The sequence below is a fragment of the Salipaludibacillus keqinensis genome, assembly GCF_003226325.1.
Classification (GTDB): domain Bacteria; phylum Bacillota; class Bacilli; order Bacillales; family Salisediminibacteriaceae; genus Salipaludibacillus; species Salipaludibacillus keqinensis.
This window is the reverse complement of sequence record NZ_PDOD01000002.1, coordinates 309,659-335,414: the sequence shown is the minus strand read 5'-3', so window position 1 is coordinate 335,414 and position 25,756 is coordinate 309,659. Positions and strand designations below refer to the sequence as shown.

Annotated in this window: 29 protein-coding genes; 24 read left to right on the top strand and 5 right to left on the bottom strand. The window is 39.9% G+C overall.

Annotated features, from left to right (window positions below; genetic code table 11):
- Nucleotides 1–19: 19 nt before the first annotated feature.
- The 6 genes from cyoE to CR194_RS08765 all read left to right on the top strand — a co-directional run bounded on the left by cyoE (nucleotide 20) and on the right by CR194_RS08765 (nucleotide 5,551).
- The gene (gene cyoE / locus CR194_RS08790) at nucleotides 20–943 is read left to right on the top strand and encodes a heme o synthase (protein ID WP_110609952.1); all 924 of its coding nucleotides are present in this window, start codon (nucleotides 20–22) and stop codon (nucleotides 941–943) included.
- A 38-nt stretch (nucleotides 944–981) separates the two neighbouring features.
- Nucleotides 982–2,031, top strand: coding sequence for a cytochrome c oxidase subunit II (coxB, locus tag CR194_RS08785; protein ID WP_110609306.1), 1,050 nt, complete (start codon nucleotides 982–984; stop codon nucleotides 2,029–2,031).
- Nucleotides 2,032–2,132: 101 nt separating this feature from the next.
- A complete protein-coding gene (locus tag CR194_RS08780; RefSeq protein ID WP_408640758.1) occupies nucleotides 2,133–3,887 on the top strand; it encodes a cytochrome c oxidase subunit I in 1,755 nt (584 codons plus the stop codon).
- A gap of 2 nt (nucleotides 3,888–3,889) precedes the next feature.
- Nucleotides 3,890–4,510 carry a cytochrome (ubi)quinol oxidase subunit III gene (locus CR194_RS08775; RefSeq protein ID WP_110609304.1) on the top strand — a complete coding sequence of 207 codons (621 nt, stop codon included), beginning with the start codon at nucleotides 3,890–3,892 and terminating at the stop codon, nucleotides 4,508–4,510.
- 4 nt (nucleotides 4,511–4,514) lie between these two features.
- Nucleotides 4,515–4,862: a cytochrome C oxidase subunit IV family protein gene (locus CR194_RS08770; RefSeq protein WP_110609303.1), complete on the top strand. Its 348-nt coding sequence runs from the start codon at nucleotides 4,515–4,517 to the stop codon at nucleotides 4,860–4,862.
- A 227-nt stretch (nucleotides 4,863–5,089) separates the two neighbouring features.
- Nucleotides 5,090–5,551: a DUF420 domain-containing protein gene (locus CR194_RS08765; RefSeq protein ID WP_110609302.1), complete on the top strand. Its 462-nt coding sequence runs from the start codon at nucleotides 5,090–5,092 to the stop codon at nucleotides 5,549–5,551.
- Between the two features lie 176 nt (nucleotides 5,552–5,727).
- Here the strand turns inward: CR194_RS08765 and ytvI are convergent, their stop codons facing one another.
- Together ytvI and CR194_RS08755 are read right to left on the bottom strand one after the other, a co-directional pair.
- Complete coding sequence (ytvI, locus tag CR194_RS08760) at nucleotides 5,728–6,786, bottom strand: sporulation integral membrane protein YtvI (protein ID WP_110609301.1); 1,059 nt, start codon at nucleotides 6,784–6,786, stop codon at nucleotides 5,728–5,730.
- Between the two features lie 297 nt (nucleotides 6,787–7,083).
- Nucleotides 7,084–7,437 (bottom strand): YugN family protein, encoded by a 354-nt coding sequence (locus CR194_RS08755; RefSeq protein ID WP_110609300.1) that lies wholly within the window; start codon nucleotides 7,435–7,437, stop codon nucleotides 7,084–7,086.
- A gap of 403 nt (nucleotides 7,438–7,840) precedes the next feature.
- On the opposite strand from CR194_RS08755, the gene CR194_RS08750 reads away from it, so the two are divergent.
- The 9 genes from CR194_RS08750 to coaD all read left to right on the top strand — a co-directional run bounded on the left by CR194_RS08750 (nucleotide 7,841) and on the right by coaD (nucleotide 14,206).
- Nucleotides 7,841–8,269, top strand: a complete 429-nt coding sequence (locus tag CR194_RS08750) for a CBS domain-containing protein (protein ID WP_110609299.1) — start codon at nucleotides 7,841–7,843, stop codon at nucleotides 8,267–8,269.
- Between the two features lie 137 nt (nucleotides 8,270–8,406).
- Nucleotides 8,407–9,507, top strand: a complete 1,101-nt coding sequence (locus CR194_RS08745) for a CAP domain-containing protein (protein ID WP_158282212.1) — start codon at nucleotides 8,407–8,409, stop codon at nucleotides 9,505–9,507.
- A gap of 97 nt (nucleotides 9,508–9,604) precedes the next feature.
- Entirely contained in the window at nucleotides 9,605–9,994 is a 390-nt protein-coding gene (ylbD, locus tag CR194_RS08740) for a spore coat protein YlbD (protein WP_158282211.1), read from the top strand.
- A gap of 16 nt (nucleotides 9,995–10,010) precedes the next feature.
- The gene (locus CR194_RS08735) at nucleotides 10,011–10,247 is read left to right on the top strand and encodes a YlbE-like family protein (protein ID WP_110609296.1); all 237 of its coding nucleotides are present in this window, start codon (nucleotides 10,011–10,013) and stop codon (nucleotides 10,245–10,247) included.
- Nucleotides 10,248–10,429: 182 nt separating this feature from the next.
- On the top strand, nucleotides 10,430–10,873 hold the full coding sequence (locus tag CR194_RS08730; RefSeq protein WP_110609295.1) for a YlbF family regulator: 444 nt from the start codon (nucleotides 10,430–10,432) through the stop codon (nucleotides 10,871–10,873).
- A 60-nt stretch (nucleotides 10,874–10,933) separates the two neighbouring features.
- Nucleotides 10,934–11,209 carry a YlbG family protein gene (locus CR194_RS08725; protein ID WP_110609294.1) on the top strand — a complete coding sequence of 92 codons (276 nt, stop codon included), beginning with the start codon at nucleotides 10,934–10,936 and terminating at the stop codon, nucleotides 11,207–11,209.
- A gap of 503 nt (nucleotides 11,210–11,712) precedes the next feature.
- On the top strand, nucleotides 11,713–12,882 hold the full coding sequence (locus tag CR194_RS08720) for an MFS transporter (protein WP_233254286.1): 1,170 nt from the start codon (nucleotides 11,713–11,715) through the stop codon (nucleotides 12,880–12,882).
- 278 nt (nucleotides 12,883–13,160) lie between these two features.
- On the top strand, nucleotides 13,161–13,727 hold the full coding sequence (gene rsmD, locus CR194_RS08715) for a 16S rRNA (guanine(966)-N(2))-methyltransferase RsmD (protein ID WP_110609292.1): 567 nt from the start codon (nucleotides 13,161–13,163) through the stop codon (nucleotides 13,725–13,727).
- The gene (coaD, locus tag CR194_RS08710; protein WP_110609291.1) at nucleotides 13,727–14,206 is read left to right on the top strand and encodes a pantetheine-phosphate adenylyltransferase; all 480 of its coding nucleotides are present in this window, start codon (nucleotides 13,727–13,729) and stop codon (nucleotides 14,204–14,206) included. Before rsmD ends, coaD begins: the two co-directional genes overlap by 1 nt.
- Before the next feature lie 59 nt (nucleotides 14,207–14,265).
- Here the strand turns inward: coaD and ylbJ are convergent, their stop codons facing one another.
- Nucleotides 14,266–15,483 carry a sporulation integral membrane protein YlbJ gene (gene ylbJ, locus CR194_RS08705; RefSeq protein WP_110609290.1) on the bottom strand — a complete coding sequence of 406 codons (1,218 nt, stop codon included), beginning with the start codon at nucleotides 15,481–15,483 and terminating at the stop codon, nucleotides 14,266–14,268.
- 235 nt (nucleotides 15,484–15,718) lie between these two features.
- Here ylbJ and CR194_RS08700 point away from each other — a divergent pair, with 235 nt between their 5' ends.
- Together CR194_RS08700 and CR194_RS08695 are read left to right on the top strand one after the other, a co-directional pair.
- Nucleotides 15,719–16,531: a patatin-like phospholipase family protein gene (locus CR194_RS08700; protein ID WP_110609951.1), complete on the top strand. Its 813-nt coding sequence runs from the start codon at nucleotides 15,719–15,721 to the stop codon at nucleotides 16,529–16,531.
- On the top strand, nucleotides 16,503–17,546 hold the full coding sequence (locus CR194_RS08695) for a SepM family pheromone-processing serine protease (RefSeq protein WP_110609289.1): 1,044 nt from the start codon (nucleotides 16,503–16,505) through the stop codon (nucleotides 17,544–17,546). Before CR194_RS08700 ends, CR194_RS08695 begins: the two co-directional genes overlap by 29 nt.
- A gap of 266 nt (nucleotides 17,547–17,812) precedes the next feature.
- Here CR194_RS08695 and CR194_RS08690 read toward each other — a convergent pair whose 3' ends face one another.
- Nucleotides 17,813–19,048, bottom strand: coding sequence for a nucleotidyltransferase (locus tag CR194_RS08690; protein WP_110609288.1), 1,236 nt, complete (start codon nucleotides 19,046–19,048; stop codon nucleotides 17,813–17,815).
- 255 nt (nucleotides 19,049–19,303) lie between these two features.
- On the opposite strand from CR194_RS08690, the gene CR194_RS08685 reads away from it, so the two are divergent.
- From CR194_RS08685 to CR194_RS20685, 5 genes are all read left to right on the top strand, one after another.
- Nucleotides 19,304–19,813 (top strand): YceD family protein, encoded by a 510-nt coding sequence (locus tag CR194_RS08685; protein ID WP_110609287.1) that lies wholly within the window; start codon nucleotides 19,304–19,306, stop codon nucleotides 19,811–19,813.
- Nucleotides 19,814–19,868: 55 nt separating this feature from the next.
- Nucleotides 19,869–20,042 (top strand): 50S ribosomal protein L32, encoded by a 174-nt coding sequence (rpmF, locus tag CR194_RS08680; RefSeq protein WP_110609286.1) that lies wholly within the window; start codon nucleotides 19,869–19,871, stop codon nucleotides 20,040–20,042.
- Nucleotides 20,043–20,312: 270 nt separating this feature from the next.
- A complete protein-coding gene (locus tag CR194_RS08675; protein WP_110609285.1) occupies nucleotides 20,313–21,977 on the top strand; it encodes an outer membrane protein assembly factor BamB family protein in 1,665 nt (554 codons plus the stop codon).
- A 272-nt stretch (nucleotides 21,978–22,249) separates the two neighbouring features.
- Nucleotides 22,250–22,996, top strand: a complete 747-nt coding sequence (locus tag CR194_RS08670; RefSeq protein WP_110609284.1) for an enoyl-CoA hydratase/isomerase family protein — start codon at nucleotides 22,250–22,252, stop codon at nucleotides 22,994–22,996.
- A 105-nt stretch (nucleotides 22,997–23,101) separates the two neighbouring features.
- Nucleotides 23,102–23,650: an RsfA family transcriptional regulator gene (locus tag CR194_RS20685; RefSeq protein WP_110609283.1), complete on the top strand. Its 549-nt coding sequence runs from the start codon at nucleotides 23,102–23,104 to the stop codon at nucleotides 23,648–23,650.
- Nucleotides 23,651–23,811: 161 nt separating this feature from the next.
- Here CR194_RS20685 and CR194_RS08660 read toward each other — a convergent pair whose 3' ends face one another.
- Nucleotides 23,812–24,288, bottom strand: a complete 477-nt coding sequence (locus CR194_RS08660) for an N-acetyltransferase (RefSeq protein WP_110609282.1) — start codon at nucleotides 24,286–24,288, stop codon at nucleotides 23,812–23,814.
- A gap of 194 nt (nucleotides 24,289–24,482) precedes the next feature.
- Here CR194_RS08660 and CR194_RS08655 point away from each other — a divergent pair, with 194 nt between their 5' ends.
- Together CR194_RS08655 and CR194_RS08650 are read left to right on the top strand one after the other, a co-directional pair.
- Nucleotides 24,483–25,379, top strand: a complete 897-nt coding sequence (locus tag CR194_RS08655) for a 2-dehydropantoate 2-reductase (protein WP_110609281.1) — start codon at nucleotides 24,483–24,485, stop codon at nucleotides 25,377–25,379.
- Nucleotides 25,372–25,755, top strand: a complete 384-nt coding sequence (locus CR194_RS08650) for a DUF3397 domain-containing protein (protein ID WP_233254285.1) — start codon at nucleotides 25,372–25,374, stop codon at nucleotides 25,753–25,755. Before CR194_RS08655 ends, CR194_RS08650 begins: the two co-directional genes overlap by 8 nt.
- Nucleotide 25,756: the final 1 nt, after the last annotated feature.

Sequence of the window (25,756 nt, the reverse complement as noted above, 5' to 3'; positions counted from 1 at the left end):
GGTGAACGAATTGAGTAAAATGACCACAATTTCATCAGTGAATACGTTCGAACATGTGGATGCAGTCGAAGAAAGCAAACAAGCAAGTTGGCGGGAGTATCTTGCCATTTCCAAAACGGGGATCGTCATGTCAAATTTAATTACCACTTTTGCAGGGTTATATTTGGCAGCTTATTATACAGGTACGACTTTAGGGGCTGACCCTTTAAATGCTTTTCTAGCTTTACTTGGCTCAGCATTGATTATAGCTGGTGGGTGTGCGTTAAATAATTACATTGACCGCGATATTGACCACTTAATGGAGCGAACGAAAGAACGCCCTACAGTGAATGGTCAGTTGACGGGGAAACAAACGCTTACGTATGGCTTGGCTTTATCCATAGGCGGTACAGCGTTTCTTGCAATGACCACCTTCGTAGCCGCAGTGATAGGGGTTGCTGGGCTGATCACGTATGTCGTTTTATATACGATGTGGACGAAGAGAACGACAACACTAAATACGATTGTCGGCAGTTTTGCTGGAGCAGTTCCTCCGCTTATTGGTTGGGCAGCTATAGATCCAGGATTACACCCATTTGCATGGGCTCTGTTCTTAATCATGTTTGTATGGCAGCCACCTCACTTCTTGGCACTTGCTATGAAGCGGGCGGATGAATATAAAGCGGCTGGAATACCAATGCTTCCTGTCGTAGCAGGGTTTGCACTTACGAAACGCCAAATCATTTGGTATATCGCTGCATTAATTCCTGTATCGTTATTTGTGGCCGATTTCGGTGTCGTTTATACAACAGCTGCTATTTTATTAGGAGGAGGCTGGCTAGTTCTTGGTTTAGCCGGTTTGAAAATGAAAGATGATTTAAAATGGGCCAAACATATGTTTATCTATTCGCTTAACTATCTAACAGTTATGTTTGTGCTTATGGTTATCGTTCACATGTTTTAAAAAATATATTCAGTACAGAAAGAGGGGTTTGTGACGAGATGAAGTATTTATGGCGGTTACTTCCATTATCTCTCATCTTGCTGATGTCTGGTTGTGGAGTGCAGAATTTATCTGCTCTTGATCCACAAGGTCCGGTTGCAGAAATGCAATATTCCTTAATCCAGCTCAGCTTGTATATTATGATCTTCGTTCTTGTTATCGTATTTGCAATTTACATTTTTGTTCTTTATCGATTCAGAGAACGTCCAGGCGATACTCATATTCCAAAACAAGTGCACGGGAATCGAACGTTAGAAACAATTTGGACGACAATTCCGATCTTGCTCTTGTTAATGTTAGCGATTCCGAACGTGATGGACACGTTCACGCTTGCAGATGTGAGTGTTAATGAAGAGGGAGAAGAAAGTGAAGATGGAGAGATGGACCACGTAGTAGTGGAAGTTATGGCTCACCAATTCTGGTGGGAGTTCACATATCCTGACTATGACATCACAGCAGGGCAAGATATGTATATCCCGACAGATACAAGGATTATTATTGAACTTCAATCAAGTGATGTTCAGCATTCATTCTGGGTTCCAGCCTTAGCTGGTAAGCAAGATAATGTTCCAGGCATTCAAAATGATATGTGGTTCGAAGCACCTGAAGAAGGTGTTTACATGGGGAAATGTACAGAACTTTGTGGACCTTCCCACTGGTTAATGGACTTTAAAGTCATTGCCGTTGATCCAGATACTTTTGAAACATGGGCTAGTAACATGGCTGAACCACCATCCAATGTGACAGAGCCAGAAGGCGAAGTAGCTGTTGATGGTCGCGGTGTTTTCGAACAAAGTTGTATTAGTTGTCATGCTGTTGGAGATGATGGCGGAAATATCGGACCTAACTTAACGAACTATGGGGAAAGAGAAGTTCTCGCAGGTTATATGGATCCTACTGACGAGAATTTAGAAGCATGGTTACGAGATACACAAGAATACAAGCCTGGCAATGAAATGCCTAACTTTGATCATGAGGCAATTAATGATGAAGAAATGGCTGCACTTATTGAATATCTCAACGAATTAAAAATACTTGAAGAAGAATAGGTAGTAAAAGGGGGTATGAACACGTGTCTTATGAAAAGGCTCAGTCTAAAAATGTTATTTGGGACTGGCTGACCACGGTCGATCACAAGAAAATTGGGATTATGTATTTGGCCGGGGGAGCATTTTTCTTCGCCTTGGGTGGCTTGGAAGCAATATTAATGCGTATTCAGCTCATGTTTCCTGAATTTACATTTGTTCAGGCGCAAACTTTTAATGAATTATTAACGATGCATGGAACGACAATGATTTTCTTAGCAGCCATGCCTCTCTTATTTGGTTTTATGAACTTTATCATTCCGCTCCAAATTGGAGCACGTGACGTAGCATTTCCTTTCTTAAACGCTTTAGGTTTCTGGCTGTTTTTATTCGGAGGAATCTTACTGAATGTCAGTTGGTTTGTCGGAGGCGCTCCAGATGCCGGTTGGACAGCATATGTTCCGTTGTCTAGTGAATCTCCAGGTCACGGTCTAGATTATTATGTTCTAGGTCTACAAATCGGTGGCGCAGGTACTCTTATTGGGGGGATTAACTTCCTCGTAACGATTATTAATATGAGAGCACCAGGAATGAGCATGATGAGAATGCCATTATTTACGTGGAGTTCTTTCGTGGCTTCCATGTTAATTTTATTCGCATTCCCAGCTTTAACAATTGGATTATTATTATTAATGTTAGAAAGACTTTTTGGAGCAACGTATTTTGCCGTTGACTTCGGCGGAAATGTCATTATCTGGCAACATTTATTCTGGATATTTGGTCACCCTGAAGTTTATATTTTAATACTTCCTGCTTTCGGGATCTTTTCAGAAGTCCTGGCAACATTTGCTAAAAAGAGATTATTTGGTTACTCCGCGATGGTATTCGCTACGTTAATCATTGGTTTCTTAGGATTCATGGTTTGGGCTCACCACATGTTTACAGTAGGTATGGGTCCAGTAGCTAACGCAATTTTCGCTGTTGCAACGATGGCGATTGCCGTTCCGACAGGGATCAAGATATTCAACTGGCTGTTAACCCTATGGGGCGGACGTATTCAATTTACAACAGCCAATTTATTTGCCTTAGGGTTTCTTCCTTCCTTCGTTATGGGTGGGGTAACAGGTGTTATGCTTGCAACAAGTGCTGCGAACTATCAGTTCCATGATACGTACTTCGTTGTAGCCCACTTCCACTACGTTATTATTGGAGGGGTAGTATTTGGTCTCTTTTCCGGTACATTCTACTGGTGGCCAAAAATGTTCGGTTATCGTTTAAACGAAACGTTAGGAAAATGGTTCTTCTGGTTATTCTTAATCGGTTTCCATTTAACGTTCTTTGTTCAGCATTTCTTAGGCTTGATGGGTATGCCTCGTCGTGTGGCTTCATACCTTCCAGGTCAAGGGTTAGATAGTATGAACTTTATTAGTACAATGGGTGCTTTCCTTATGACAGTCGCCTTTATCTTGCTACTTGTGTGTATTTTCGTTTCCACTAAGAATCGCACAAACGTGGCAGATCCATGGGATGGTCGTACATTAGAATGGACGACACCAACACCAGTTCCTGAGTACAACTTTGCGCAAACTCCGTTAGTTCGTGAGTTAGACGCTTACTGGCATGAGAAGTACGAAGGTGATGGAAAAATGAAAGCTGCGGAACCTTTAGAAGACATTCATATGCCGAACGGAACGATCTTACCGGTAGTTATGTCATTAGGTCTTGTCGTTGCAGCATTCGGATTGATTTATTTAGTTCATCCTCTGACAATTGTAGGGTTTGCGATCACTTTTGGTGCCATGTTCGTTCGATCTATTAAAGAGGATCATGGATATCATATCCCAGTTGAAGCAATTAAACGTGACAAGGAGGAGGGTTAATTATGGCTGATCATCAAGCGGTAGAACAACACACCCTTCCTCCGAATCCGGAGAAGGCGACACTGGAAGGCAGAAATAAATATTTAGGATTCTGGTTTTTCCTTGGTGGGGAAACCGTCCTGTTTGGTAGTTTGTTCGGTACGTATTTAGGACTTCGTGATGGGGTTGTCGACGGTCCGGGACCAAGCGATCTGTTCCACTTGGACCTCGTGTTCATTATGACAATGATCCTTTTAACAAGTAGTTTAACGAGTGTGTTCGCAGTTATTAACATGAAGCGAGGGAATTACAAAGGACTTCTCATGTGGATGTGGGCAACCGTCCTTTTAGGGGTTGCGTTCCTAGGATTTGAAATTTACGAATTCTATGAGTACTATCATCTAGGGTTAGGTTTTACCACGAGTGCATTTGCTTCATCTTTTTACACACTCGTTGGTACTCACGGAGCCCACGTAGCTTTCGGTGTATCATGGATTACTGTCTTGTTAATTCGTTACAGAAAATCAGGATTAACGTTAACGAATGCACCTAAATTTTATACAGCAGTACTATATTGGCACTTTATTGATGTTGTATGGGTGTTTATCTTCACTGTTGTATATCTATTAGGAATAGGAGGTTGATCAAATGAGCTCTCATGTAGATCCTAGTGCTCCTCTTCAAGGGAAACCATCAAAAAGTACAGAACGAAAACTGAAAAATGAGATGAGAACGCAGCTTATCTCTTTTGTGTTTATGATCTTCATTACTTCAATGGCATTTTTGTCCATAGCAAGTGATGCTGTGCCAAGCGGATTTGCCATTCCATTTATTTTGATTTTAGCGAGTGTGCAAGTGATTCTTCAGCTTTATTTCTTCATGCACATGAATGCGAAAGGCACAGGCTGGGTCAATGTTATGATTTGGTCTGGATTATTCGTGGCAGCTTTAACTGTTGCGACATTGATGCTCTTAATAGGTGTAGTTAAATATTAAGTTAAAAAGTACCTCCCACTAAGGAGGTACTTTTTCTTGAAATGAGCTTTTGTTTTCATATATAATGTGGTTTGTGTGATTGTTTCACATTGAACGTATTATCATGAATTGACTAAATTTTTCGGGGGAGTAGCTTTGAGGGAAATCTTATGTGAATCAAGGGGAGCTTTTCCTTCACTTTTAGTGAATCTCTTACAAAGCTAAAGATAATAGAGGGAGTGGGAAATATGGCTACGTTTTTGCCATTTATAAGTACCGTTTTTATTGCGCTGAGTGCCATATTTGTTGCGGTAGGATGGTATTTGATCGCAAAGAGGAAGATAGATGCTCATAGAAAAGTGATGTTTTGGGCAGCCGTTCTTGCCTCAGTTTTCTTTGCTACATATTTATCTAAAACATTTTTTATTGGCAGTACGGCCTTCGGAGGGCCTGAAGATGTGGAGACGTATTATCGAATTTTTCTACTGTTTCATATTTCCATGGCAACGATTGCGGCTGTTCTAGGGATCATTCAGTTGGTCTCAGGATACAAGAATAATCTATCGATCCATCGTAAATTAGGACCTTACACATCGATTATATGGTTTATTTCTGCGACGACTGGGATCGCCGTTTACTTCTTGTTGTACATCATTTATCCTCCAGGAGAAACAACGCAGTTATTTCGAGCCATTCTAGGGACAATTTAAGTGTAATTGAGAAAAACCTTCGTTTATGGGCGAAGGTTTTTCTGTACTCTGTGGGGTCAATCGGTTCCATGCTGCAATTAAAACAATTCACGTCATTCTAAGCGGAATTTAGAAAAGACAACTCCTACACCGATTACAGGGTAGGAGTTGTCTTTTCTTTGTATATTGAACGCTTGTTAAATTTTGACATTCATTTTAATGATTCCTGCTTCGCGCGCGCTTGTAAATAGAATGACAGCAAGTGGTCCGACGATGAACCCTACGGCGCCTAAGAGCATTAAACCAATGTATAGTGAGATCAGTGTGGCTAAAGGAGATAAACCGATATGGTGTCCCATTACTTTCGGTTCTACGGTTCTTCTAATTGTTAATAGCACGGCTGCTAATACTAATAGTTGAACAGCCAAGGCCGTATTTCCTGCGATTAAATGGTAGCCTGCCCACGGACCAAGGACGGCGATCGAGCCGATAATTGGAATGAAGTCAATTAACCAAATGAAGATGGACATGATTAACGCTACTTCTGGTGCGATAAACCATAGTCCGATGAAAGTGACGATAAAGATGATAATACTGACAAGGAACTGAGCTTTGAAAAATCCGAATATCACATATGACAATCTACCCGACATAAAACTAACTTTCTTAGCTGTTTCTTCAGACATGTATGTAAATAATTTCGTCTTTAGTCTAGGTAAATCTAGAAGGAACAAATACAATGCAATTAAATACACAAGAAAAGAAACAATATAGGATGGTATTCTGACTAAAATACTCGTAGCGTAACCTATAATATTGATGTTTTGCAATCGGTCTCTCATTTCCAATAGCTGAGTTGTTACAGCTGCATCAATTTCCTTCACAATATCTGCAGAATACTGATCGAACTGAAGACGCAAATTTTCTAATAAAGACATCCAAGCGAGATTGATTTCATTGATGGTCATAGGTAGATTTTCTACGAATGAATTCAATTGTGTCAAGGCTCTCGTAAACGTAAAATATCCAACGAGAGCAATCAATAGCAAGAATGAGATAAAGATGATAAATACTGCTAGACTTCGGGAAAGCTTTGCCTTATTCACTAAACCATTGACTACTGGCGATAAAAATAATGCTGTGATTAGCGCTAAAATAAGTGGGATAGATACAGGTAAAACGAAATAGATGAACAGGGCAGTAACTAAAATCCCTAAAGCTATGTAGAAATATTTCTTTTTTGTCTGTGGTGTCAACGGAATGCCCCTTTCTCGTTTCGTTATGAATGACGACGCAGCTAAATCATTTATAGTAGGAAAATTTTTTATGATTGATGAACATACGTCACTTTAGAAAGGTAGAGTAGTATCAAATAAAAAGGTGTAAAAAAAAGCTTTCGATAGAGACACTAGGCTAAATGAGGCCTAAATTGACTGTATCGAAAGCGGATGATTGTCAAGACAATCTTTTATCCGTATTTACGGACAGTAAGCCTCTTGGAGTGAAGAGCATCAAGCCAAGATTTTCATCCTTCTATGTAGAAATGTTTGAAATTAAATGGCTTCGCTTTTAATTTTCTCGAAAATAAGTTCGATTTTTTTATTACACTTATCGATGACCTTTTTCGGAAATTCTTCGTCATATTCGACACCATGCGGGTAGTAATGTTTTCCTACATATGGAACCATCATCTTAACTGTTGCGTGAGGCGAAGGAATTTCACCGTCTTCCACGTGAGCAGGAACGCGCAAATAATAAACATCATCATGAACTTGATCAATCATTTTATAATCAAACGTGATACGCTCATAATCGTATTGGTTATGAAACCCTGCTTCTTCCATAATTTCTTCTAAAACTTGGAATTCAATGATTAGACTTTCCAGTCCAGATTCTTGAAACTTCATAATTATTACCTCCTAGAAATCGATCTTTCTTTTGTTTTTTGTCTGTAAGACGCTGTAATTGATGAGAAATGGTTTTTTCTATATGTTTTAGTAAAACATTTTACTTTTGACAAAACTAACATGATCAATGTAAGAACGGTTAGATCATCAACAACAGGTTATACAGAGAAATAATTAAGAAAGAATGGCATGTTTAAATGGTTTTGTTCAAAAAGATTCATCTCGTTAGAAATTCCGCTAAAGTTATTAAATAAATACTCCGAATCCATGGAGAATTTATTAACTCTTCCTTATAATATTACGAATTCACTCCCGTTGCAACGATACCACGTTAAAACATGGAAAAATATTTTCTGGGTTTAAAGGAAAGGATATAAATGAATCTGAAAAGGAGGAATTAACGATGACCACATTAAAAGATATCATGACCGAAACAGTAGATACGTGTTCTCCAGTAGACAACGTCTATGAAGCGGCCGTGAAAATGAAAGAACAAAATGTAGGGGCAATACCTATTTGCCAGGAACGTCAACTGCTAGGGATGATTACAGATCGTGATATTGTTGTGAGAGGTGTAGCTGAAAAACGCCCTAACTCTTCTTCATTAGAAGAGCTCATGAGTGATCACCTATTTACAGCCACTCCTGATATGGAGGTAGGTGAAGCTGCGAAACTGATGGCAGAAAATCAAATCAGACGGTTGCCCGTAGTTGAAGGGAACCAGTTAGTCGGGATCGTCTCATTAGGTGATTTGGCTATTCACACGTCAACGGAGCATAATGCAGCGATTGCTTTAACAGAAATATCAGAACGTCCTGAATACCACCATTAAATTCAGTCTATAATTAAATAAAGCATCATGAGAAGGCCTTCGAACGTATGAATAAGGTCTTCTCTTTTCATTTTTCTTTGAAAACAGGTAAGATGAATTTGAATGGAGTATCATCATATAGGAAAGGGGTGACGGGAATGAAGCCGTTCCTCGCATTTTTAATTACATTTATCGTCTTTTTAAGCGTAGCTTATATAGGATATGATTTGTTAGATGAGCTGTCCACAGAGGATAGACCTGAACTTCAACTGACACTGGAGCCGAACTTCGAGGCAGAATCAGAATTTCTAGCTCCGGATGAGGAAGAAGAAGAGAATACGGATGAAAACGAGAGCAATGAAGTCTTCCGTAGTTCAGAGGGAGATTTACATGAATGGATCGGTCAAGAGGAAGAGAAGCTTGTCGATGATTTAGGCGACCCGGATCGAGTGGACGTTACTCCCTATGGATATGACTGGCATGTGTATCAATTTGAAGATAGGTACAAACAATTTGGTATATCAGAAGAGGGAGTCGTTACAGCTTTCACTAATAGTGAAGCTGTCCAGTTAAAAGATATGGGAATAAATGAAGAGTATGAGACAGTTTCTGACATTTACTCTTTTGATTCGGAACAAACGGTGACACAGGGTCTCTCATCCTATACGTTTACACTAACAGAGACAGAACTCCGATCAAGGCCACTTGTTCAAATAGAAGATGGGGTGTGGGCGCAGTTATATTTTGACACGTTTACGAACCAATTATCTTCAGTAAGGTATTTGAATGATGAAGTCCTTCTTACACATAGACCGTATTCCTTGCAATACACGGGGGAGCTTCCCGAAAAAGAACAGTTAACTGGTGAAGAAAAAGAGGAATGGGATGAAAGCCAAGCAAGACAAATTTTTGATTTAAGTAATAAGATTAGAGAAAGACATGAATTGGATCTCTTGAGCTGGCATAGCGAGGCGGCAGAAACAGCCTATTATCATAGCAAAGATATGTTTGACAATGAATACTTTTCTCATACTTCTCCCAATCACGGGGAACTTAAAGACCGGTTAGAGAGTGATGATGTATCTTATAGAATGGCTGCTGAAAACATCGCAGCAAGGTACGTGGATGGCATTGCTGCTGTAGAAGGATGGTTGAACAGCGAAGGGCATAGAGTTAACCTCTTAAGTGAAGATCTGACTCATTTAGGGGCTGGGGTTTACGAAGATTATTACACACAAAATTTTATTACACCCAGATAAAAATAGGCGCACACCTTTCTCTCCATTTAATTATGATGTAGTAAATGGCAGTGATATGAGAGAGGTGAAGGAAGTGAGTCAATCCTTACATCCGGATGTGAAGAAGTTTAAAATTTTTGTGAAAGAAAACCCTTATGTATTAAGAGACGTGAATTCAGGTGATAAGACGTTGCAAGATTTATTTGAAGAGTGGATGTTGTTTGGAGAAGAAGACGACATCTGGGAATCATACAAACCCAGTGGCGAGGAAGAAGGGACTGGTGAAGAGAAGGAGACGGAAGGCGAAACGGAAGATAAAGCGGGTGACGTTGATCTCTTAGGTATGCTAAAGAAAATGAATTTAAATGATGTACAACATCATTTGGCTCAGTTCAGTACCGTTGTAGGGTCTATTCAGGAGTTGGTAAGTCAATTCAAGCAACAGCAAACACCAGAACCGCCTCCAAGACCTGAACAGCAGTCTCCTTTCTCATTTTGGGAAGATTAGTTAGAGGAGGGAGTCTATGCGACCCGAAGTTTATGAAGTGATTCGTTCCAAGTCCGAGCTTCACCAATACTTGAGATTACATCCTGCTTGGTATCGAAAATTAGGGAGAGATCCAGATCTATTAAAGCAAATGGTTCAAGAAGCAAATGTGTATTTCGGGAAGACGTTACCACAAAGAATGGAACAGATTCATAAAAATATGAATCTGGCGATGATGATGATTGAAATGATGAGACAGGTGAACGAAACATAGTTTCGTCGCCTGTTTTATTTTGAAAAAAAATACTTAAAAGGGGATCTCCCAAGAGGGCTTTGCTGATCGTCCAGGTTACCGACGAACACCGAAGAGACTAAATTAGTGTGAGTTTATTCGCTTTCCGAAGTTTCGTTCCCATGGTGATTCGTGGTATACTTATACAGTGGAGGTGTTAAAAGATGGTGACAACTATGACTGATGTAAATATTCTCCAAGAGTCCCATGATTTTAGCGAAATCATCCTTTCTTCGGATGTTTTCATTAACTATATAGAAATAAAAAAACAGGTACAGCAAAATAGTGAAGCTCAATCCATGCTAAGACATTTTAGCGGATTAAAAGAACAATATGAGGAAGTGCAAAGATTTGGGAAGTATCACCCTGATTTTCGTAAAATTACTTCTGAAGTCCGTGAATATAAACGAAAGGTTGATACACACCCGTTGATTGCTGAATATAAGGCGAGTGAAAAAGAATTAGAGAGTATGCTCAATGAAGTAAGTGCAATTATTGCCCATAGTGTTTCTACTGAAATAAAAGTACCTACTGGCAATCCATTTTTTGACCAATCCAGTGGATGTGCTGGTGGATGTGGTTCAGGCGGCAGTTGTGGATGCGGCTAACTTGAAGCTATATCCTTGCATAAATGTTATTACTAAAGTGCTAGTAAAGGAGAATTTTCTATGGTTAGAGGTCGTGTCGGATTAGCCGTTTGGGTTCAATCATTGAAACAAGTGAAACAAATTAAACGTTTCGGCAACATCCATTACGTATCTAAAAAAATGAAGTATGTCATTCTTTACTGTGATGAAGAACGAGCAGAAGAAACAATGAATAAATTGCAGTCTTTTCATTTTGTGAAGAAAGTATCTATGTCTATGCGTCCTTGGATCAAGACAGAATATCAAAATTCAGTGCCTCAAAAGGCGAAGAAGGACGATTATAAAATGGGAATTTAGCCTTCAGAGTACCTCTGAAGGTTTTTCTTTTTAGATTTGTTATCCGGACAAGTTGTTCGCAAAAAGAAAAAGGGGTGAACGTCGCTAACTACGGAGTTTAGCTACGTTTGCAAAGAGAAAAAGGGGTGAACGTCGTCAACTAGGGGGTTTAGCTACGTACGCAAAGAGAAAAAGGGGTGAACGTCGCTAACTACGGAGTTTAGCTACGTTTGCAAAGAGAAAAAGGGGTGAATGTCGCTAACTAGGGAGTTTAGCTACGTTCGCAAAGAGAAAAAGGGGTAAACGTCGTTAACTAGGGAGTTTAGTTACGTTCACGAATGGAAAAAGGATTGAACGTCGCCAACTAGCGATCTAAACTCCGTTTTCGAGTAGATAGCACTTGAAAACAATGAGAGTACTTCCTGTTTAATATCCACGCCAGCCACTATTTTTATCAGTTTTGTTTGCATTATAGAAAGAAGAGGATAGAAGTGAAGAAGTGGAAGAAAAATTTATACATACTCATGATTTGTCAATTTTTTGTGATGGGTTCCATGACCATGATTATTCCTTTTTTACCTTTGTACTTACAAGAATTAGGAGTATCAGGAAATGACAATATAAGCAGGTGGACCGGGGTTATTTTCGGGATTAACTTTTTATCCGCTTTCCTTTTCTCTCCTTTCTGGGGAAAGTTGGCCGATCGGCATGGACGAAAATTGATGGTTCTCCGGTCAGGTTTTGGTATGGCCATTGTCATCATTTTAACGGGATTTGCAACGGGTCCATGGTCTCTGTTAATTTTAAGGTTTTTGAACGGGATTATCTCTGGTTTTATTCCTGCTTCTATCGGGTTAATTTCGATTACGACACCGAAGAAGCAAGTTGGGCAAGCTCTAGGCTTACTCCAAGCTTCAGCTGTTGCTGGCGGTATTTTCGGCCCGCTGTTTGGAGGATTCATGGCTGACCTGATTGGATTTCGGATGATCTTTTATGTAACAGGAATAGCCATTTTATTTGCGGCTCTCATCGTTTTGTTTTTTGTTCATGAAGACTTTGAAAAAAAAGACAACGAAAAGCCGACAACACAAAGACAAGATTTTAGGAAGATTATCTCCAACAAGCCTGTTTTCTCCTTGTTTGTCGTTTTATTTATTGTTCAATGCGCGCTAATCGGAATCAATCCACTCCTGTCCATTTTCGTACAAGAACTCTCCCCTGGTCAAAATGTTGCCTTCTATGCTGGGTTGGTCATGTCGGTGATGGGATTTGCGAACATGTCTTCAAGTCCCATTCTAGGTCGATTAAGTGATCGTAAAGGTGCAGAGAAGGTCTTGTTAATTTCATTGATATTTGCCACTTTAGTGACGTTACCTCAAGCCTTTGTGCAAGATTACTGGCAACTTGTAGGGTTGCGATTTTTACTAGGGTTGTCTCTAGGTGGTTTACTGCCCTCCATTAACACGTTAATTCGTCATGTTTCTCCTGAAGGCATGGAGAGTCGAACGTATGGATTTTCTAATAGCGCGATGTATTTAGGAACGATGATAGGACCAGTTGCCGGTGGTTGGTTAGCAGGAGGGTTTGGGATTCGCAGTTTGTTTGTCGTTTCCACTGTCTTGTTATGTATGAATGTGGCGATCGTTTGGTGGAAAGTGATTCCTTTTGTCCATATAAAAAGAAAGAACCTGTAGTAATTTACTACAGGCTGCTTTTACGCAGACCGGTAAACCCGATCAGCCAAAGCAATGGGAGAGGAGAAACCGGAGGAAGAACTTATGGGGAAACGTAAGTCTTCTCCGCGGTTGTCCACAACATGGATTATCATGTTGCTACCTTTATTATGAACGTATGTGGAAAGTTTATACTTTGATCGAATGATTTATTTGGTTGAAGCAGCTAGAGTTCATTTTTTCATCATTTTCCATTATGATAAGATAGAACAACGATAATCAGTAGATAGGTGAGGTTTATGCGAATAATTAGTGGAGATAAAAAAGGCCTAACATTAAAAAGTGTGCCAGGCAACACGACAAGACCGACTTCAGACAAGGTGAAGGAGTCTATTTTCAACATGATCGGACCCTATTTCCAAGGAGGAGTCATGCTCGACTTATATGCTGGAAGTGGAGCGATGGGAATAGAGTCACTCAGTCGGGGGATGGACCAGGCTGTTTTTGTGGATCGGGATAAAAAAGCAATAGAAACGATACACTTAAACTTAAAGATAGCCAAACTAGAATCCAAAGGGGAAGTATTTAGAACCGATGCACAAAGAGCCTTGAAAGCTATTCATAGAAAAGAGAGAAAGTTTGATCTCATCTTTCTTGATCCTCCTTATGCGAAACAGCAATTAAAACAGGAAATTTCTTTCATCGATGAACATGATCTGTTAGTGGATGGAGGGGTCATTGTACTAGAGCATACATCCAAACTTTCACTATCAGACCATGGTACTTCGTATTCACTTGATCGTGAAGAGTCTTATGGGGATACAACGGTAACCATTTTAACTAATCGTCCAAAGGAGGAATTGTAATGGCAAGTATTGCAGTGGTACCAGGTAGTTTTGATCCTGTCACGTTAGGTCATGTCGATATTATTACTCGCGGGGCCAATGTGTTCGATAAAGTCATTGTCTCTGTGTTAAATAATCAAAAAAAGCAACCTTTATTTACTGTTGAAGAACGGATTCAATTGTTAAAAGAGTCCACGAAATCTCTTGAAAACGTTGAGATTGACAGTTTCGACGGGTTGTTAATTGATTATGTGAAAGAGAAAAAAGCGAATGCTATTATCAAAGGATTACGTGCCGTTTCGGACTTCGAATATGAATTGCAAATGGCTGCGATCAACCGGAAACTTGATGAAAATATTGAAACCTTTTTTGTGATGACAAACAATAAATACTCCTATTTAAGTTCAAGCATTGTAAAAGAAGTGGCAAGATACGGTGCGCCAGTTCATGACTTGGTTCCCCCAGAGGTAGAGATAGCATTGAAAGCGAAATTCAGATAGTAGGTAAATGATAGAACCTCTTTCTAGTCGTAGAGAACGTTCACGCTACCCTTCACAGTCTAATTAAGCTTTTTTGTTAATGATAAGACAATCCACGCAGAGAGACATACGAGCGTAATCGTACTACCATAAGTCGTAAGCCACTCATACATATGAACCAAAAAAGCTTGGAGAGACTCTTCGTTTCTCGGTTGTTGACTTGCAGGAAGAGTTGAATCCAGGATTCGATCAGTATACAGAGGTTGAAAAAGAATTAGCGTTAAGATCGCCGATATGCAACCGTGAAGACACCGAGCGACGAAAAAAGGTAAGAATCTTATATTTGTCTTGGCTAGGATGCTAGCTACTTGCGCTTGGACACTGAACCCGTTAAATGCCAAGATGAAGCTTGTAATCACTGCTTGTTGCAACAAAGAGGCCTGGTAAACATCGCTGATTCGCTGACTGCCGATCGTGATTTCAAACAATCCTGCAATGATTCCAGGGCTTAATTCTTTGGGCATTTCCATCCAATTGAGTATAATAGAAATGATAAATTGAAATACCAAAGAAAAGTGAATCATCTCTAAAATTTGATTTAATACGGCGAAAAAGATCATAAACCCACCAATCATCAATAACGTATGAATGGATGATTGAACGGCATCTCCCATCATTTTGCCTAAAGGTTCGTGTTGTTTCATGCGGTCCTTATGCATTTTTTTAATGGCTTTCTTCATGGATATGGATTTGTTCTGGTTGGTGGTAGTCTCATCCAGTTTAGATCCGTGAAAACGCATGATCAAACCAACGATTAAGTTCCCTGCATAATGAGCCGTGGCCAATAACAAGCCGAGGGCGGCATTCTGAAAAAAACCGACAGCAATAGCACCAAATATAAACAAAGGGTTTGAGGCATTACTGAAGGAAACGAGACGTTCTCCTTCAATTTTCGTTATATGTCCCTCTTCCCACAGGCGAGTCGTGTATTTCGCACCGGAAGGAAAGCCTGATGCCAAACCCATCGCCCAAACAAACCCGCCAGAGCCAGGGACGCGAAACAGGGGCCTCATTAAGGGCTCGAACAATGTACCGATAAACGAAACCACTCCGAATCGAATCAGGAAATCTGATAAAATAAAAAAGGGTAGTAAAGATGGGAACACGACTTCCCACCAGACCGTCATGCCTCTAGAAGAAGCTTCATAAGCTTCTTTAGGAAAGAGCATGAAACATATCGCTATAAATGTAGCAGAAACGCCGTAAAGAAACGTTCTGAACAGATCAATTCGAGACATGTGATGACTCCTTTAGTTCAAATTATCATGCACAAGCATTGAAAAATACCTCATGATGAATAGTTATTTATCTAAAAAGGATGAAATAAATTACAGGAAGGGATGAATGAACTCTTTTTTCTCCTCTATATATAAAAGAGGGAAAGTTGATTTCATACACTTGTCCATAAATAAATATACTGAAATGAGTCATTTTAGACCTGTAAATTATCAGCTTGGAAATAGTGGGGGAGATGTGATGAGGCCTAAAATAGGATTAGCTTTAGGTTCGGGAGGTTCTAGAGGGTATGCTCATATTGGAGTTCTTAAAGCGTGGACTGAGGCGAAAATCCCGATTGATTATATAGCTGGAAGTAGTATGGGAGCTTTAGTGGGTGTTTTGTATTCCAGTGGTTATTCTCCAGACACATTAGAAAGGCTGGCACTTCATTTTAGAAGAAAATACATCTTTGATTTTACCGTCCCGAAGATGGGATTTATTAAAGGGGTAAAGGCAAAGCAATTTATTCATATGCTCGTTCAAGGAAAAAAGTTAGAAGATCTATCGCCTCCTGTTCATATCGTCGCTACAGATTTGATTAAAGGAAAAAAAGTGGTTTTCAGTACAGGGGATATCGCTCAGTCTGTCCGGGCAAGTATTGCGATCCCTGGAATCTTCGTTCCTGAAAAAATAGACGACCGCTTATATGTAGATGGAGGAGTGATCGACCGTGTCCCTGTTTCTGTCGTTAAAGAGATGGGGGCCGATCTGGTTTTCGGTGTGGATGTATCCTATTTTAACTCGTCTCCTCAAATAACATCTATCTACGATGTGATCATGCAAAGCATGGATATTATGGAAAAGGAAATGATGATTTACCGGGAAATGCAGTCAGATTTAATGATCAGACCGATTTTAACAGAATACACAGCAACACAATTTACTGAAGCGAAGGAAATCATCGAACAAGGGAAGCGGGAAGCTGAAAAAGTGACCCCTACAATATTGCAACTTATTCGTGATTGGAAGGAGCCAACTAATGAGGGAAACCCCGAAACGTTCAAATAGATCGCTGATAAAGTGGGTGATTTTATTCTCCATACTTATCGCAGTTAATTTCATTCAATTGCCTTATTATTTTACCGTGCCAGGGGATGCCAAAGTCCTCAGTGATGTCATAGAGGTAGAAGATCGAAATGCTTATGAGGGAACGTTTATGCTTACAACGATTCGAATGGGAAAAGCAAATACGGTGAACTATTTATGGTCCATGTTTAGTGACCGACGAGAATTAATTCCTGAAGACCAAATACGTCCAGAAGGAGAAACAGACGAAGAATATAACCATCGTCAAATGATGATGATGACAGGTTCCCAAGAGCTTGCCGTCCTTGTTGCCTATCATCATGCGGACAAGGAAGCTTATTTTGAGAATTATGGTGTGTTTGTCACGTCGATCATTCCTGATATGGATGCAGAGGGAAAATTAGAAATGGGCGATCGGATTATCGCAGTTGATGGGGAAGAAGTTCTGGAAGCTAATAAATTATTTTCCCTTCTAGGAGAGTATGGTATAGGGGATGAAGTGGAAATCACCTATGAGCGTGAAGATGAGGTAGAACAAGTCTCGATTACTGTAGAGCCCTTCCCAGAAGATATTGATCCAGATGGCGATCGGGGTGGAGTAGGCATTGCTAACCCTGTAACTGATCGAGAATTAGTCCACGATCCTGATGTTGAAATTAACACAGATCAAATAGGTGGTCCTTCAGCGGGACTGATGTTTTCCCTTGAAATATACAATCAGTTGCTAGAAGAAGATATCACGAAGGGGCGGGCTATAGCTGGCACCGGCTCGATTGATGAAGAAGGGAATGTTGGTCGCATTGGCGGTGTGAAACAAAAAGTATATGCTTCTCATGAAGCAGGTGCAGATATTTTCTTCGTTCCGGACGAGCTAGGCGTGGAAGGTTCTAATTATTCCAGTGCTGCTGAGACGGCAGAGTCTATCGGCACAGAGATGGACATCGTCCCTGTGAATACCTTTCAAGATGCTTTGGATTATTTAGAGAGTCTCTCATAAAACGTGAATCCCCTGTGCTTGCGAAGCACGGGGGATTTTAGCATAACCATGGGGACGGTTCTTGCGGTTGGGACAAGACGATCGCAGGACGGATGGTCCTAGGCAGGTGCTACCAGCGCAGCACCTACGCAGTATGACCTAACGGAACAGGACAAATACGAGAGGAATCAAGAGGAATATAGAATGGCTAAATTAAAGGGTGCCCCAAAAAGTTTTACTTTTGAGGCACGCTCGTTTCTTACATATCGATGTATTGAAATGACTCCTCAACGAAATACTTGTTTCTCTTCGTCAAATTGGATGGGGATGGCTTTGTACTCATCCATGAATGTACTTTTCGTTGGATGATGAATCAACCCATGCAGTTGACTGGCTATCACATCTTTTTCCATAGCAGGATGATTCGACTCGCTTGCTCTTGAAATGACAGGAATGGTTCGATCTTTTTTGATTGACGACAGATATTTACGTCCGTTATTAGACATCCCTAACACACGTAAATAAGGTGGTTTTTTCTCAGCTAGCGTCTGTCTAACAAATGACTTGGACGATTGTAAATAGACATGAGTGAGAAGTCTCTGCAATCGAGTTCTCGTATAGCGTTTCGTCTTTAGTTTGTCGATAAACTCTTCGAAAGTATGAGATTGAACGATCTCTCGTTTCAATCTGTGTTCTAACCCTTCTTCACACTCATAGATCTTGTTCAGTTCCTCAGAACTAATAGACATTAATTTGTATTGTAAAAAAGGGAAATAACTCTCCCAACTATGAAAGGAACCTTTAGCTGAATAATAATTGGCTAATTCGTCTTTAGTATAGGAAGGGATATAAGCACTTACATCTTCAATACCCTTGTCTTCATTTAGCATCGTCCCCCGAATGGCTGTCGCACTAGCGATGCTTGTGTCGGACAATGTTTGATCATGGTAGCCTGAACCTGTTCTTGTTATTGTATGGACGTTTATGATAGACCCACGCTTCATCGCGGATTGCACATAATGAAAGCCAAGGATATTGTTCGGCTGGCTAAGGTCTAACAGTTGATCCGTTGCGGATAATGATTGATAAGCTTCAGAGAAGGCTCTTGGATAGCTTTTTCCTTGTTTTAAATGTAGTTGAATTCGATCATTTAGTTTCCCTTCGTTATGATTAAACCATTCCACCGCTTGCTTAAAAGGTTCAATCTCACCGTTTTCACTCCCGAAACAGATATCTGTTACAGATAGGTCTTGTAAAATAGATACAGCCCCGTCAGCAAATAGTTCTGCCTTTTGCGTTGCATAGATCGTTGGTAGTTCGATCACGAGATCAACGCCTCCTTGCAAAGCCATCCGCGTTCGCGACCATTTATCTACGATGGCAGGCTCTCCCCTTTGCAAAAAAGGACCGCTCATGACAGCAATGACGACATCAGCTCTGGTTTTTTTTATGGATTGTTGTAAATGATATAAATGTCCATGATGAAAAGGATTGTACTCTACAATTAAGCCTAGAACTTTCATAACTGTGGCACCTTCTCTCTAATTTGTGTACTATGAAAAAAATACCACAGTTTTCCTTGGTTTTCATCTTTAGCATTGAAACCTAGAGTGTGGTAATCTACATTTGTATGAGATTTTTCTTTATTTGGCTTATTCTCTTAAACGGGTTTAACGCGTTTGGAATCAAGGAATGAGAATAATAAATGTAAAGAGATTTTCTTGACAAACCTTTTTTTGAAAGATATAATAACATTTGTTGTCTTGAGGTGAATTGAAATGAAATGGTCGGTACAGCAGTTGATTGCCTTTAAACAAAAGGGAATGCACATTGACGAATCGGTCGACATGAGTAAAGTGAAAGAATTAGACCGTGAAATTCGTGAAATTACTCCTGTAAGAGTGACTGGTGACGCTTATTTCACTAAGCAAGCTGTTACGTTTCAGCTTGAAATAAGTGGAACTATGACGTTGCCTTGTGCTCGGACGTTGAATGACGTGGAGTATCCTTTTTCTATAAATGCCACTGAAATGTTTCAGTTAGATGAGTGGGCTACCTTTGAAGAGGATGATGAAGTTCACGAATTAGAGAATGACACGGTTGATTTGATGCCTTATGTTCAAGAACGCATTTTGCTTGAAAAGCCTATGCGTGTTTTCAGCGATAAGGACGAGGGACCCGCTCCTGCGTCTGGAAAAGGCTGGGAACGAGTCGACAAAGACGAAGAAACAACGGAAAAGGTTGATCCTCGTTTGAAAGAGTTGGAAAAATTTTTTCACAAAGAATAGCAGTCCTGAATCCGGGATTCGCTGATTTTTAATGATCATCAAGGAGGTGGGACTCATGGCAGTACCATTTAGAAAAACGAGTAAAACAAAGAAGAATCAACGTCGTGCGCACATTAAATTGCGTGTACCTGGAATGGTTGAATGTCCTGAATGTGGTGAAATGAAGCTTTCACACCGCGTATGTAAAGCGTGCGGATCTTATAAAGGACGCGATGTAGCAAGCAAATAGTCACGAAACAGGGAGGGCAGCCTTCCTGTTTTTTTTATTGCTTAAGAGATGATAGATTTTTGAGGTGTGGCTAAGATCGTCGTATATGTAAGTATTGCTCTCTGCCTTTCATTATGGTGGAGAGCTTTTCCATTTTAAAGAACTAAACTGTGTTCGTTCATTCTACAAAAACAGCTAAAACTTTCACAGTAACACATGTTAAATTATAACAATTTTTCCATTATACTTATGATACATTGATGAAAATTGGTGTTTTAAGGATGATGTTATGTGAAAAAATATAGTTTATTACTTGTTTGTACATGGATTTTAATAGGAGGAGCATGTAGTAATTTTGAAGGTGTAGTCGTTTCCGAGAATAATAAAGAAAATGTGGATAAGAAGGAAAGTAGAAATGTGGTTGTGGAGAAAGGTTTAGACGAACTACCGAAAGAAGATGCAGAAGGTCAAATTGAAGAACCTATAGAAGAACTTTATGAAGCATTACATATAGAAGAATATCATCACGAAAACATTCATTTTGATATCAATGGAGAAAAGGAACTTGAACAACGAACTCCTGAGGATAGTATGTTTCCAGAAGTTTATACGGAGGTAGAAGGCGTTCTAACGTTCAGAGGTGGGCCATTACGTGATTCACCTTCTTATGGATTGATAAGTGCTACGGAAATGGAGTTAGAGGAGCAGTGGAATTATAGGACTGGGGTTAATCCTGATTGGGGTGGAGGTGCCGGTTGGACGGGCCAACCAGCAATTGTCAAATGGGATAACGAAATAAAACAACTAATGAATATAGATGAAAAATTCAAAGAAAAGGATGATTTTGTAGAAGTCATTCAAGGATCTCTTGATGGACATGTGTATTTTTTAGATTTAGAAACAGGAGAAGAAACGAGGGATCCTATTGCGGTTAAAAATCCGATTAAAGGCTCGTTGTCGATCGATAGTCGTGGCTATCCCCTTTTATATCTTGGAGATGGGGTTCCGCAACATGAAAAATTCGGTTTTTACATATTTAGTTTGATAGACAGCCAGTTACTTCATTATATCCCTGGTCGAGATGAATTTGCTTATCGTAATTGGGGGGCTTTTGATGGATCTGCATTGATAAATAGACATTCCGACTCGTTAGTCGTAGGCGGCGAAAACGGCGTATTCTACAATATTGCTTTAAACACTGACTTCAATAAAGAGCAAGGAACAATTGCAATTGATCCCGCAATCAGCAACATGCGTTATAAAGTTGAGGGAAATGATCATCAAGGAGTAGAGAACTCTGTAGCGATCTTTAAAAACATTGCATATTTTGCTGATAATGGAGGTTCTATACTATCAATAAATTTAAAGAACAACCATCCGATATGGGGGCTTCCATTATTAGATGATACTGACGCATCTATCGTTGTCGATGTGGTAGAGGATGTGCCCCATCTATACACTGGTTCTGAAGTGGATATTGTAGGTGAAAATGGTCATGCTTATCTCAGAAAAATTCATGGGCTTACTGGGGAAGTAATATGGAAAAAGAGCTATCCAGCATTTTATAATCCAGATGTGAATGGAGGCGTTCTGGCAACACCAGTTTTAGGTAAGGGAAACATGGAAAATTTAATTGTGTTCACGGTTGCTCGCCATAGAAGTGCTAATGAGGGAATCATGGTGGCATTGGATCGAAAGACAGGTGAAGAGGTGTGGAGCTGGGATATGGAGCAGTATGCCTGGAGTTCGGCAGTAGATGTATATGATGATGAGGGTAATGGATACCTTGTCCAAGCGGACTCTGCGGGTAGTGTACATATCATCGATGGCGTTACAGGAAAAGTGTTGACTACGAAGAATTTCGATTACAACATAGAAGCCTCGCCGGCTATTTATAATGATAGTATCATCTTTGCAAGCCGAGGTGGACTGATTCATCACGTGAAGATTAAATAGAGAAAGTGGAAGTATTTGAATAGATGAGAAAATAGTAATAGAGAAAAAGGAAAGCAACTGCGGTTGTGCGTAGTTGCTTTCTATTCTTTCGATTCTTAGTTACACATTCACTTAGTCACGCCATACATGAATTGGCTTCCATCCGAGCAATTGTTTAGCTTTTTCATTGTTTAGGAAGCTACAGATTTTTAAACTGTGGATAAGTTTTGGTAAGATGAGGGCAGAGCCAAGGGGCCTGTGCGAGGTTCTATACAGAAATTAGGAGGGTGATCATGAAAGTCAAGTTAACCTACTTAGATAATCAAATTGCTAAACTAACATTAAACCGTCCAGAGTATAAAAATGCGGTGGATTTTGAGGTCATTGAGCAAATGAATCACCATTTAGATGAAATAGCTGCGAACGATGAAGTATCCGTTGTTTGGATTGGTGGAGAAGGCGGTGCCTTTTGCAGTGGTGGCGATTTACATGCCTTTCACAGTTTGCAAACTGCAGAAGAAGCTAAAAAAATGCTTTTGCCTATGTGTGGAGTGTTAAAGAAAATTGTCGCTTTGCAGGCGGTGACGGTCTCTTACTTGGATGGTCCAGCCATAGGAGGTGGTGCTGAAATTGCCTGCGCCACAGACTTTACCTTAGCTAACAGCAAAGGGAAAGCAGGCTTTGTTCAAGCAAAGTTAGCGATCACTACAGGCTGGGGAGGGTCCTCTTTATTACAAAGAAGGGTCGGGTATCATCATGCATTACAAATGCTCAGTTCTGGATCTATCTATCGTTTAAATGAATTGCTTTCACTTAAATTTGTGCATGAAGAGGTAGATAATGAGCAAGGTGTGATCGATTGGTGTGAAAACTTGCTTCAGCATAAGAACGTTGTGAAATCATATAAAAAGAATTTATTTTCTGAGATGCAACAGCAACAGCTATTCGCTGCTATGGATGAAGAGGTAGATCGATGTGCGATTCTGTGGGAAAGCAGTGCCCATCATGAAGCAGTTGCAAAATTCAAGTCTAGGCGATAGATTCACCATAAGTGTGTTTCTAGTCTTTTAATTATGTCTATCTTTCCTACTACTTGCATACATATTAGATGACGATAGAAAGGGTGAGAGGGAAAGGGGGAACGAGTGGCATTGATTAGACAAGATGCATGGAATCAAGATGAAGATCTATTGCTGGCAGAAACAGTGTTAAGGCACATTCGAGAAGGCGGAACGCAATTAGCTGCCTTTGAAGAGGTGGCTGAAAGGTTGTCACGCACTTCAGCGGCATGTGGATTCAGGTGGAATTCATCTATAAGAAAAAAATACCAAGCGGCGATTCAGTTAGCAAAGAAAGCGAGAAAAGAAGCGAAAAGACATCAGGTTAGGACCGACCCTGGTCAAAAGGGATCAGAAGGATATCCTTCTACGATCGCAGGAATGAAGATTTCTATGGATGAAGAAGAAGCTTGGTTTGATCAGATGATTATGTTCTTGACAAAGCAAAAAGAAAAACTCCACGTGAGGGATGGCACCATTCATGAGTCTGTTAACAAGCTTCAGCAAGAAAATGAAGAACTGAAGAAAGAGCTGGAAGAAGTAAAAGAGGCATACCACGATGTGAGGGAAGATTATCAATTGATGATTCATGCCCTCCAACGAGCATCCAAAAAAGAAAAAATAACTCATCCATAAATGGTTTATTACAGAAGCGAAGACAAAATGAAAACAGTTAAAAAGCTGGACTTCACATCTTGTCAGGTTTTACATTTATAGTGTACAACATGAAAAAAGAGTGTGCGGGAAGACTTGTTGTCTTTCCACGCCACTCTTTTTTTATTGTGGGCGAAGAATATTTAATCTTTCTGTTCGGATACTCCTTTAGGCAGCCAAACGTAAGGATTTTCTCCTTTATCTCGATCTGTTTGGTAAGTAAGTGGTTCAAATCCTTGTTTCAACCAAAAATCATCCGAACGTTGTCTTGCGTTTGTTTTCACTGGGAGACCTTCAGTTTTAGAGTAATCAACTAGAGCTTTCCCTATGCCTTTTCCTTGATAACCAGGAAGAACTTCTAACTTCCATAATTCCAAGTAGTCTTGTGGCGGGTCAAAATAACGGTCAAATTTTTTGTCCGTTCGATAGAGACTCATTCTTCCTACTAATTTTTTTCCGAAATAAATGCCATAAAAGGGTGATTCACTATCATTTTCAACAATGTTTGCTTCTAAGTCTTCTTTCATTGAGAGTTCTTGTTGGCCGTATTCTCTGAAATTCTCGAATTCTTCTAATGTTTTGAAATTTACTTTTAAGCGTACTACTTCATGCGAGTCCATTTAAAATCCCCTCCGGAGTTCATAAGTCATCTGTACTATTACTTGAACCATTCACATGTAATTGATGGAATGTTCTATAAACATTATAGTTGAAAAAAACAAAAAATGAAAACGTATTCTTTTGAATTTGTGTCAGAATATTATTAACTTATGCTAAAATATGGACAGAGAAAGTCCTTTGAAGGGGTGGGGATGTGAAGATTACGGTCATAGGTGCTGGAGCGATTGGATTGCTAACATCTGGGTATTTGCAAAAAGCTGGACACGAGATTCAGTTAGTTACTAGAACGAAAGAGCAGGCTGAACAGATTCTGTTAAAAGGCCTCTCTTACAAAAGAGAAGAGGAAACGTTAGCCTGCAGAGTAGCTGCCTCTCCCATACACTTATCTGACATGAACTGGGCAGATTTGATCATGGTCACGGTTAAGCAACCTCAACTTCCTAGTGTGATGAACGATTTAAAAGGGAAGGTTCCACCAGACACTCCTATGTTATTTTTGCAAAACGGGATGGGGCATATGGAAACAATCGAACAGACCTTCCACAACCCTCTCTTCGTAGGGGTGGTCACACACGGAGCAATGAAAACGTCTCCAGTTGAAGTGAAGCACACCGGAATTGGTAAAATCATCGTAGGCGGGAAAAAAGAGTGGCAGCCATTGCTTCTTGAGCTCCTGACCGGTGATGATCCATTTTCAATAGAATGGTCCGATGATACAACTCGTATGATGGAAAAGAAATTATTAGTCAATCTAGTGATTAATCCGTTAACGTTTATTTACCAAGTGAAAAATGGGGAACTTCTAAAAGATTCACGATTAAAAAGAGAAGTTTATGCCATTTTCAAAGAAGGCGCTAGTGTTCTAGGTTTTGAAGAGAATGCCTGGGAAGATGTCATGGGAATTATTCAACAAACAAGGGAGAATCAATCTTCGATGCTGAGTGATCGGAAAGCAGAGAGCATAACAGAAGCTGATGCTATAACAGGCTATATTCTGAATCGGGCCAAAAAGAGCGGGAAAACCTGTCCGAAAATACAAGAGCTTCATGATGAAGTGAAACACATAGAAGGAGAAAATGAGAATGCTTGAATTTGCTGCTATGTTTGTTGCCACTTTTGTGACTGTACCTTTGTTAGGCCTGTATTTAGTGTACATTGTCACAGTGAAAATAACGAAAAAGAAACAATATTCTTTGAAGAAGGCCGTAGATAGTTCGGCGATTTTGTTTATCATTTCTGTTTATTTTCTCGTTTTGGAAATTTGGAATTTCGAGATGGGCTGGTATATTGCTCTATTCTTCTTGATGTCTGCCGTGATCTTCACTATTTATCATTGGAAACGGTATGAAGACATTCAAATGAAAAGAGTGTTAAAAGGCGTTTGGCGATTTCAATTTGTGATTTTCTTTTTCTCTTATGGACTCCTTGTCGTTTACGGATTGGTTTTTCGTATTTTCTTGTCCTAGC

What these genes read in the sequence shown, in the direction of transcription:
- CR194_RS08695 (WP_110609289.1), top strand. Translation starts at nt 16,503, where the DNA reads ATGAGGGAAACCCCGAAACGTTCAAATAGATCGCTGATAAAGTGGGTG.
- CR194_RS08770 (WP_110609303.1), top strand. Translation starts at nt 4,515, where the DNA reads ATGAGCTCTCATGTAGATCCTAGTGCTCCTCTTCAAGGGAAACCATCA.
- CR194_RS08670 (WP_110609284.1), top strand. Translation starts at nt 22,250, where the DNA reads ATGAAAGTCAAGTTAACCTACTTAGATAATCAAATTGCTAAACTAACA.
- coxB (WP_110609306.1), top strand. Translation starts at nt 982, where the DNA reads ATGAAGTATTTATGGCGGTTACTTCCATTATCTCTCATCTTGCTGATG.
- cyoE (WP_110609952.1), top strand. Translation starts at nt 20, where the DNA reads ATGACCACAATTTCATCAGTGAATACGTTCGAACATGTGGATGCAGTC.
- CR194_RS08755 (WP_110609300.1), bottom strand. Translation starts at nt 7,437, where the DNA reads ATGAAGTTTCAAGAATCTGGACTGGAAAGTCTAATCATTGAATTCCAA.
- coaD (WP_110609291.1), top strand. Translation starts at nt 13,727, where the DNA reads ATGGCAAGTATTGCAGTGGTACCAGGTAGTTTTGATCCTGTCACGTTA.
- CR194_RS08650 (WP_233254285.1), top strand. Translation starts at nt 25,372, where the DNA reads ATGCTTGAATTTGCTGCTATGTTTGTTGCCACTTTTGTGACTGTACCT.
- CR194_RS08720 (WP_233254286.1), top strand. Translation starts at nt 11,713, where the DNA reads ATGATTTGTCAATTTTTTGTGATGGGTTCCATGACCATGATTATTCCT.
- rpmF (WP_110609286.1), top strand. Translation starts at nt 19,869, where the DNA reads ATGGCAGTACCATTTAGAAAAACGAGTAAAACAAAGAAGAATCAACGT.
- CR194_RS08735 (WP_110609296.1), top strand. Translation starts at nt 10,011, where the DNA reads ATGCGACCCGAAGTTTATGAAGTGATTCGTTCCAAGTCCGAGCTTCAC.
- ylbJ (WP_110609290.1), bottom strand. Translation starts at nt 15,483, where the DNA reads ATGTCTCGAATTGATCTGTTCAGAACGTTTCTTTACGGCGTTTCTGCT.
- CR194_RS08690 (WP_110609288.1), bottom strand. Translation starts at nt 19,048, where the DNA reads ATGAAAGTTCTAGGCTTAATTGTAGAGTACAATCCTTTTCATCATGGA.
- CR194_RS08775 (WP_110609304.1), top strand. Translation starts at nt 3,890, where the DNA reads ATGGCTGATCATCAAGCGGTAGAACAACACACCCTTCCTCCGAATCCG.
- CR194_RS08780 (WP_408640758.1), top strand. Translation starts at nt 2,133, where the DNA reads ATGTATTTGGCCGGGGGAGCATTTTTCTTCGCCTTGGGTGGCTTGGAA.
- CR194_RS08745 (WP_158282212.1), top strand. Translation starts at nt 8,407, where the DNA reads ATGAAGCCGTTCCTCGCATTTTTAATTACATTTATCGTCTTTTTAAGC.
- CR194_RS08685 (WP_110609287.1), top strand. Translation starts at nt 19,304, where the DNA reads ATGAAATGGTCGGTACAGCAGTTGATTGCCTTTAAACAAAAGGGAATG.
- CR194_RS08750 (WP_110609299.1), top strand. Translation starts at nt 7,841, where the DNA reads ATGACCACATTAAAAGATATCATGACCGAAACAGTAGATACGTGTTCT.
- rsmD (WP_110609292.1), top strand. Translation starts at nt 13,161, where the DNA reads ATGCGAATAATTAGTGGAGATAAAAAAGGCCTAACATTAAAAAGTGTG.
- CR194_RS08725 (WP_110609294.1), top strand. Translation starts at nt 10,934, where the DNA reads ATGGTTAGAGGTCGTGTCGGATTAGCCGTTTGGGTTCAATCATTGAAA.
- CR194_RS08765 (WP_110609302.1), top strand. Translation starts at nt 5,090, where the DNA reads ATGGCTACGTTTTTGCCATTTATAAGTACCGTTTTTATTGCGCTGAGT.
- CR194_RS08660 (WP_110609282.1), bottom strand. Translation starts at nt 24,288, where the DNA reads ATGGACTCGCATGAAGTAGTACGCTTAAAAGTAAATTTCAAAACATTA.
- CR194_RS08730 (WP_110609295.1), top strand. Translation starts at nt 10,430, where the DNA reads ATGGTGACAACTATGACTGATGTAAATATTCTCCAAGAGTCCCATGAT.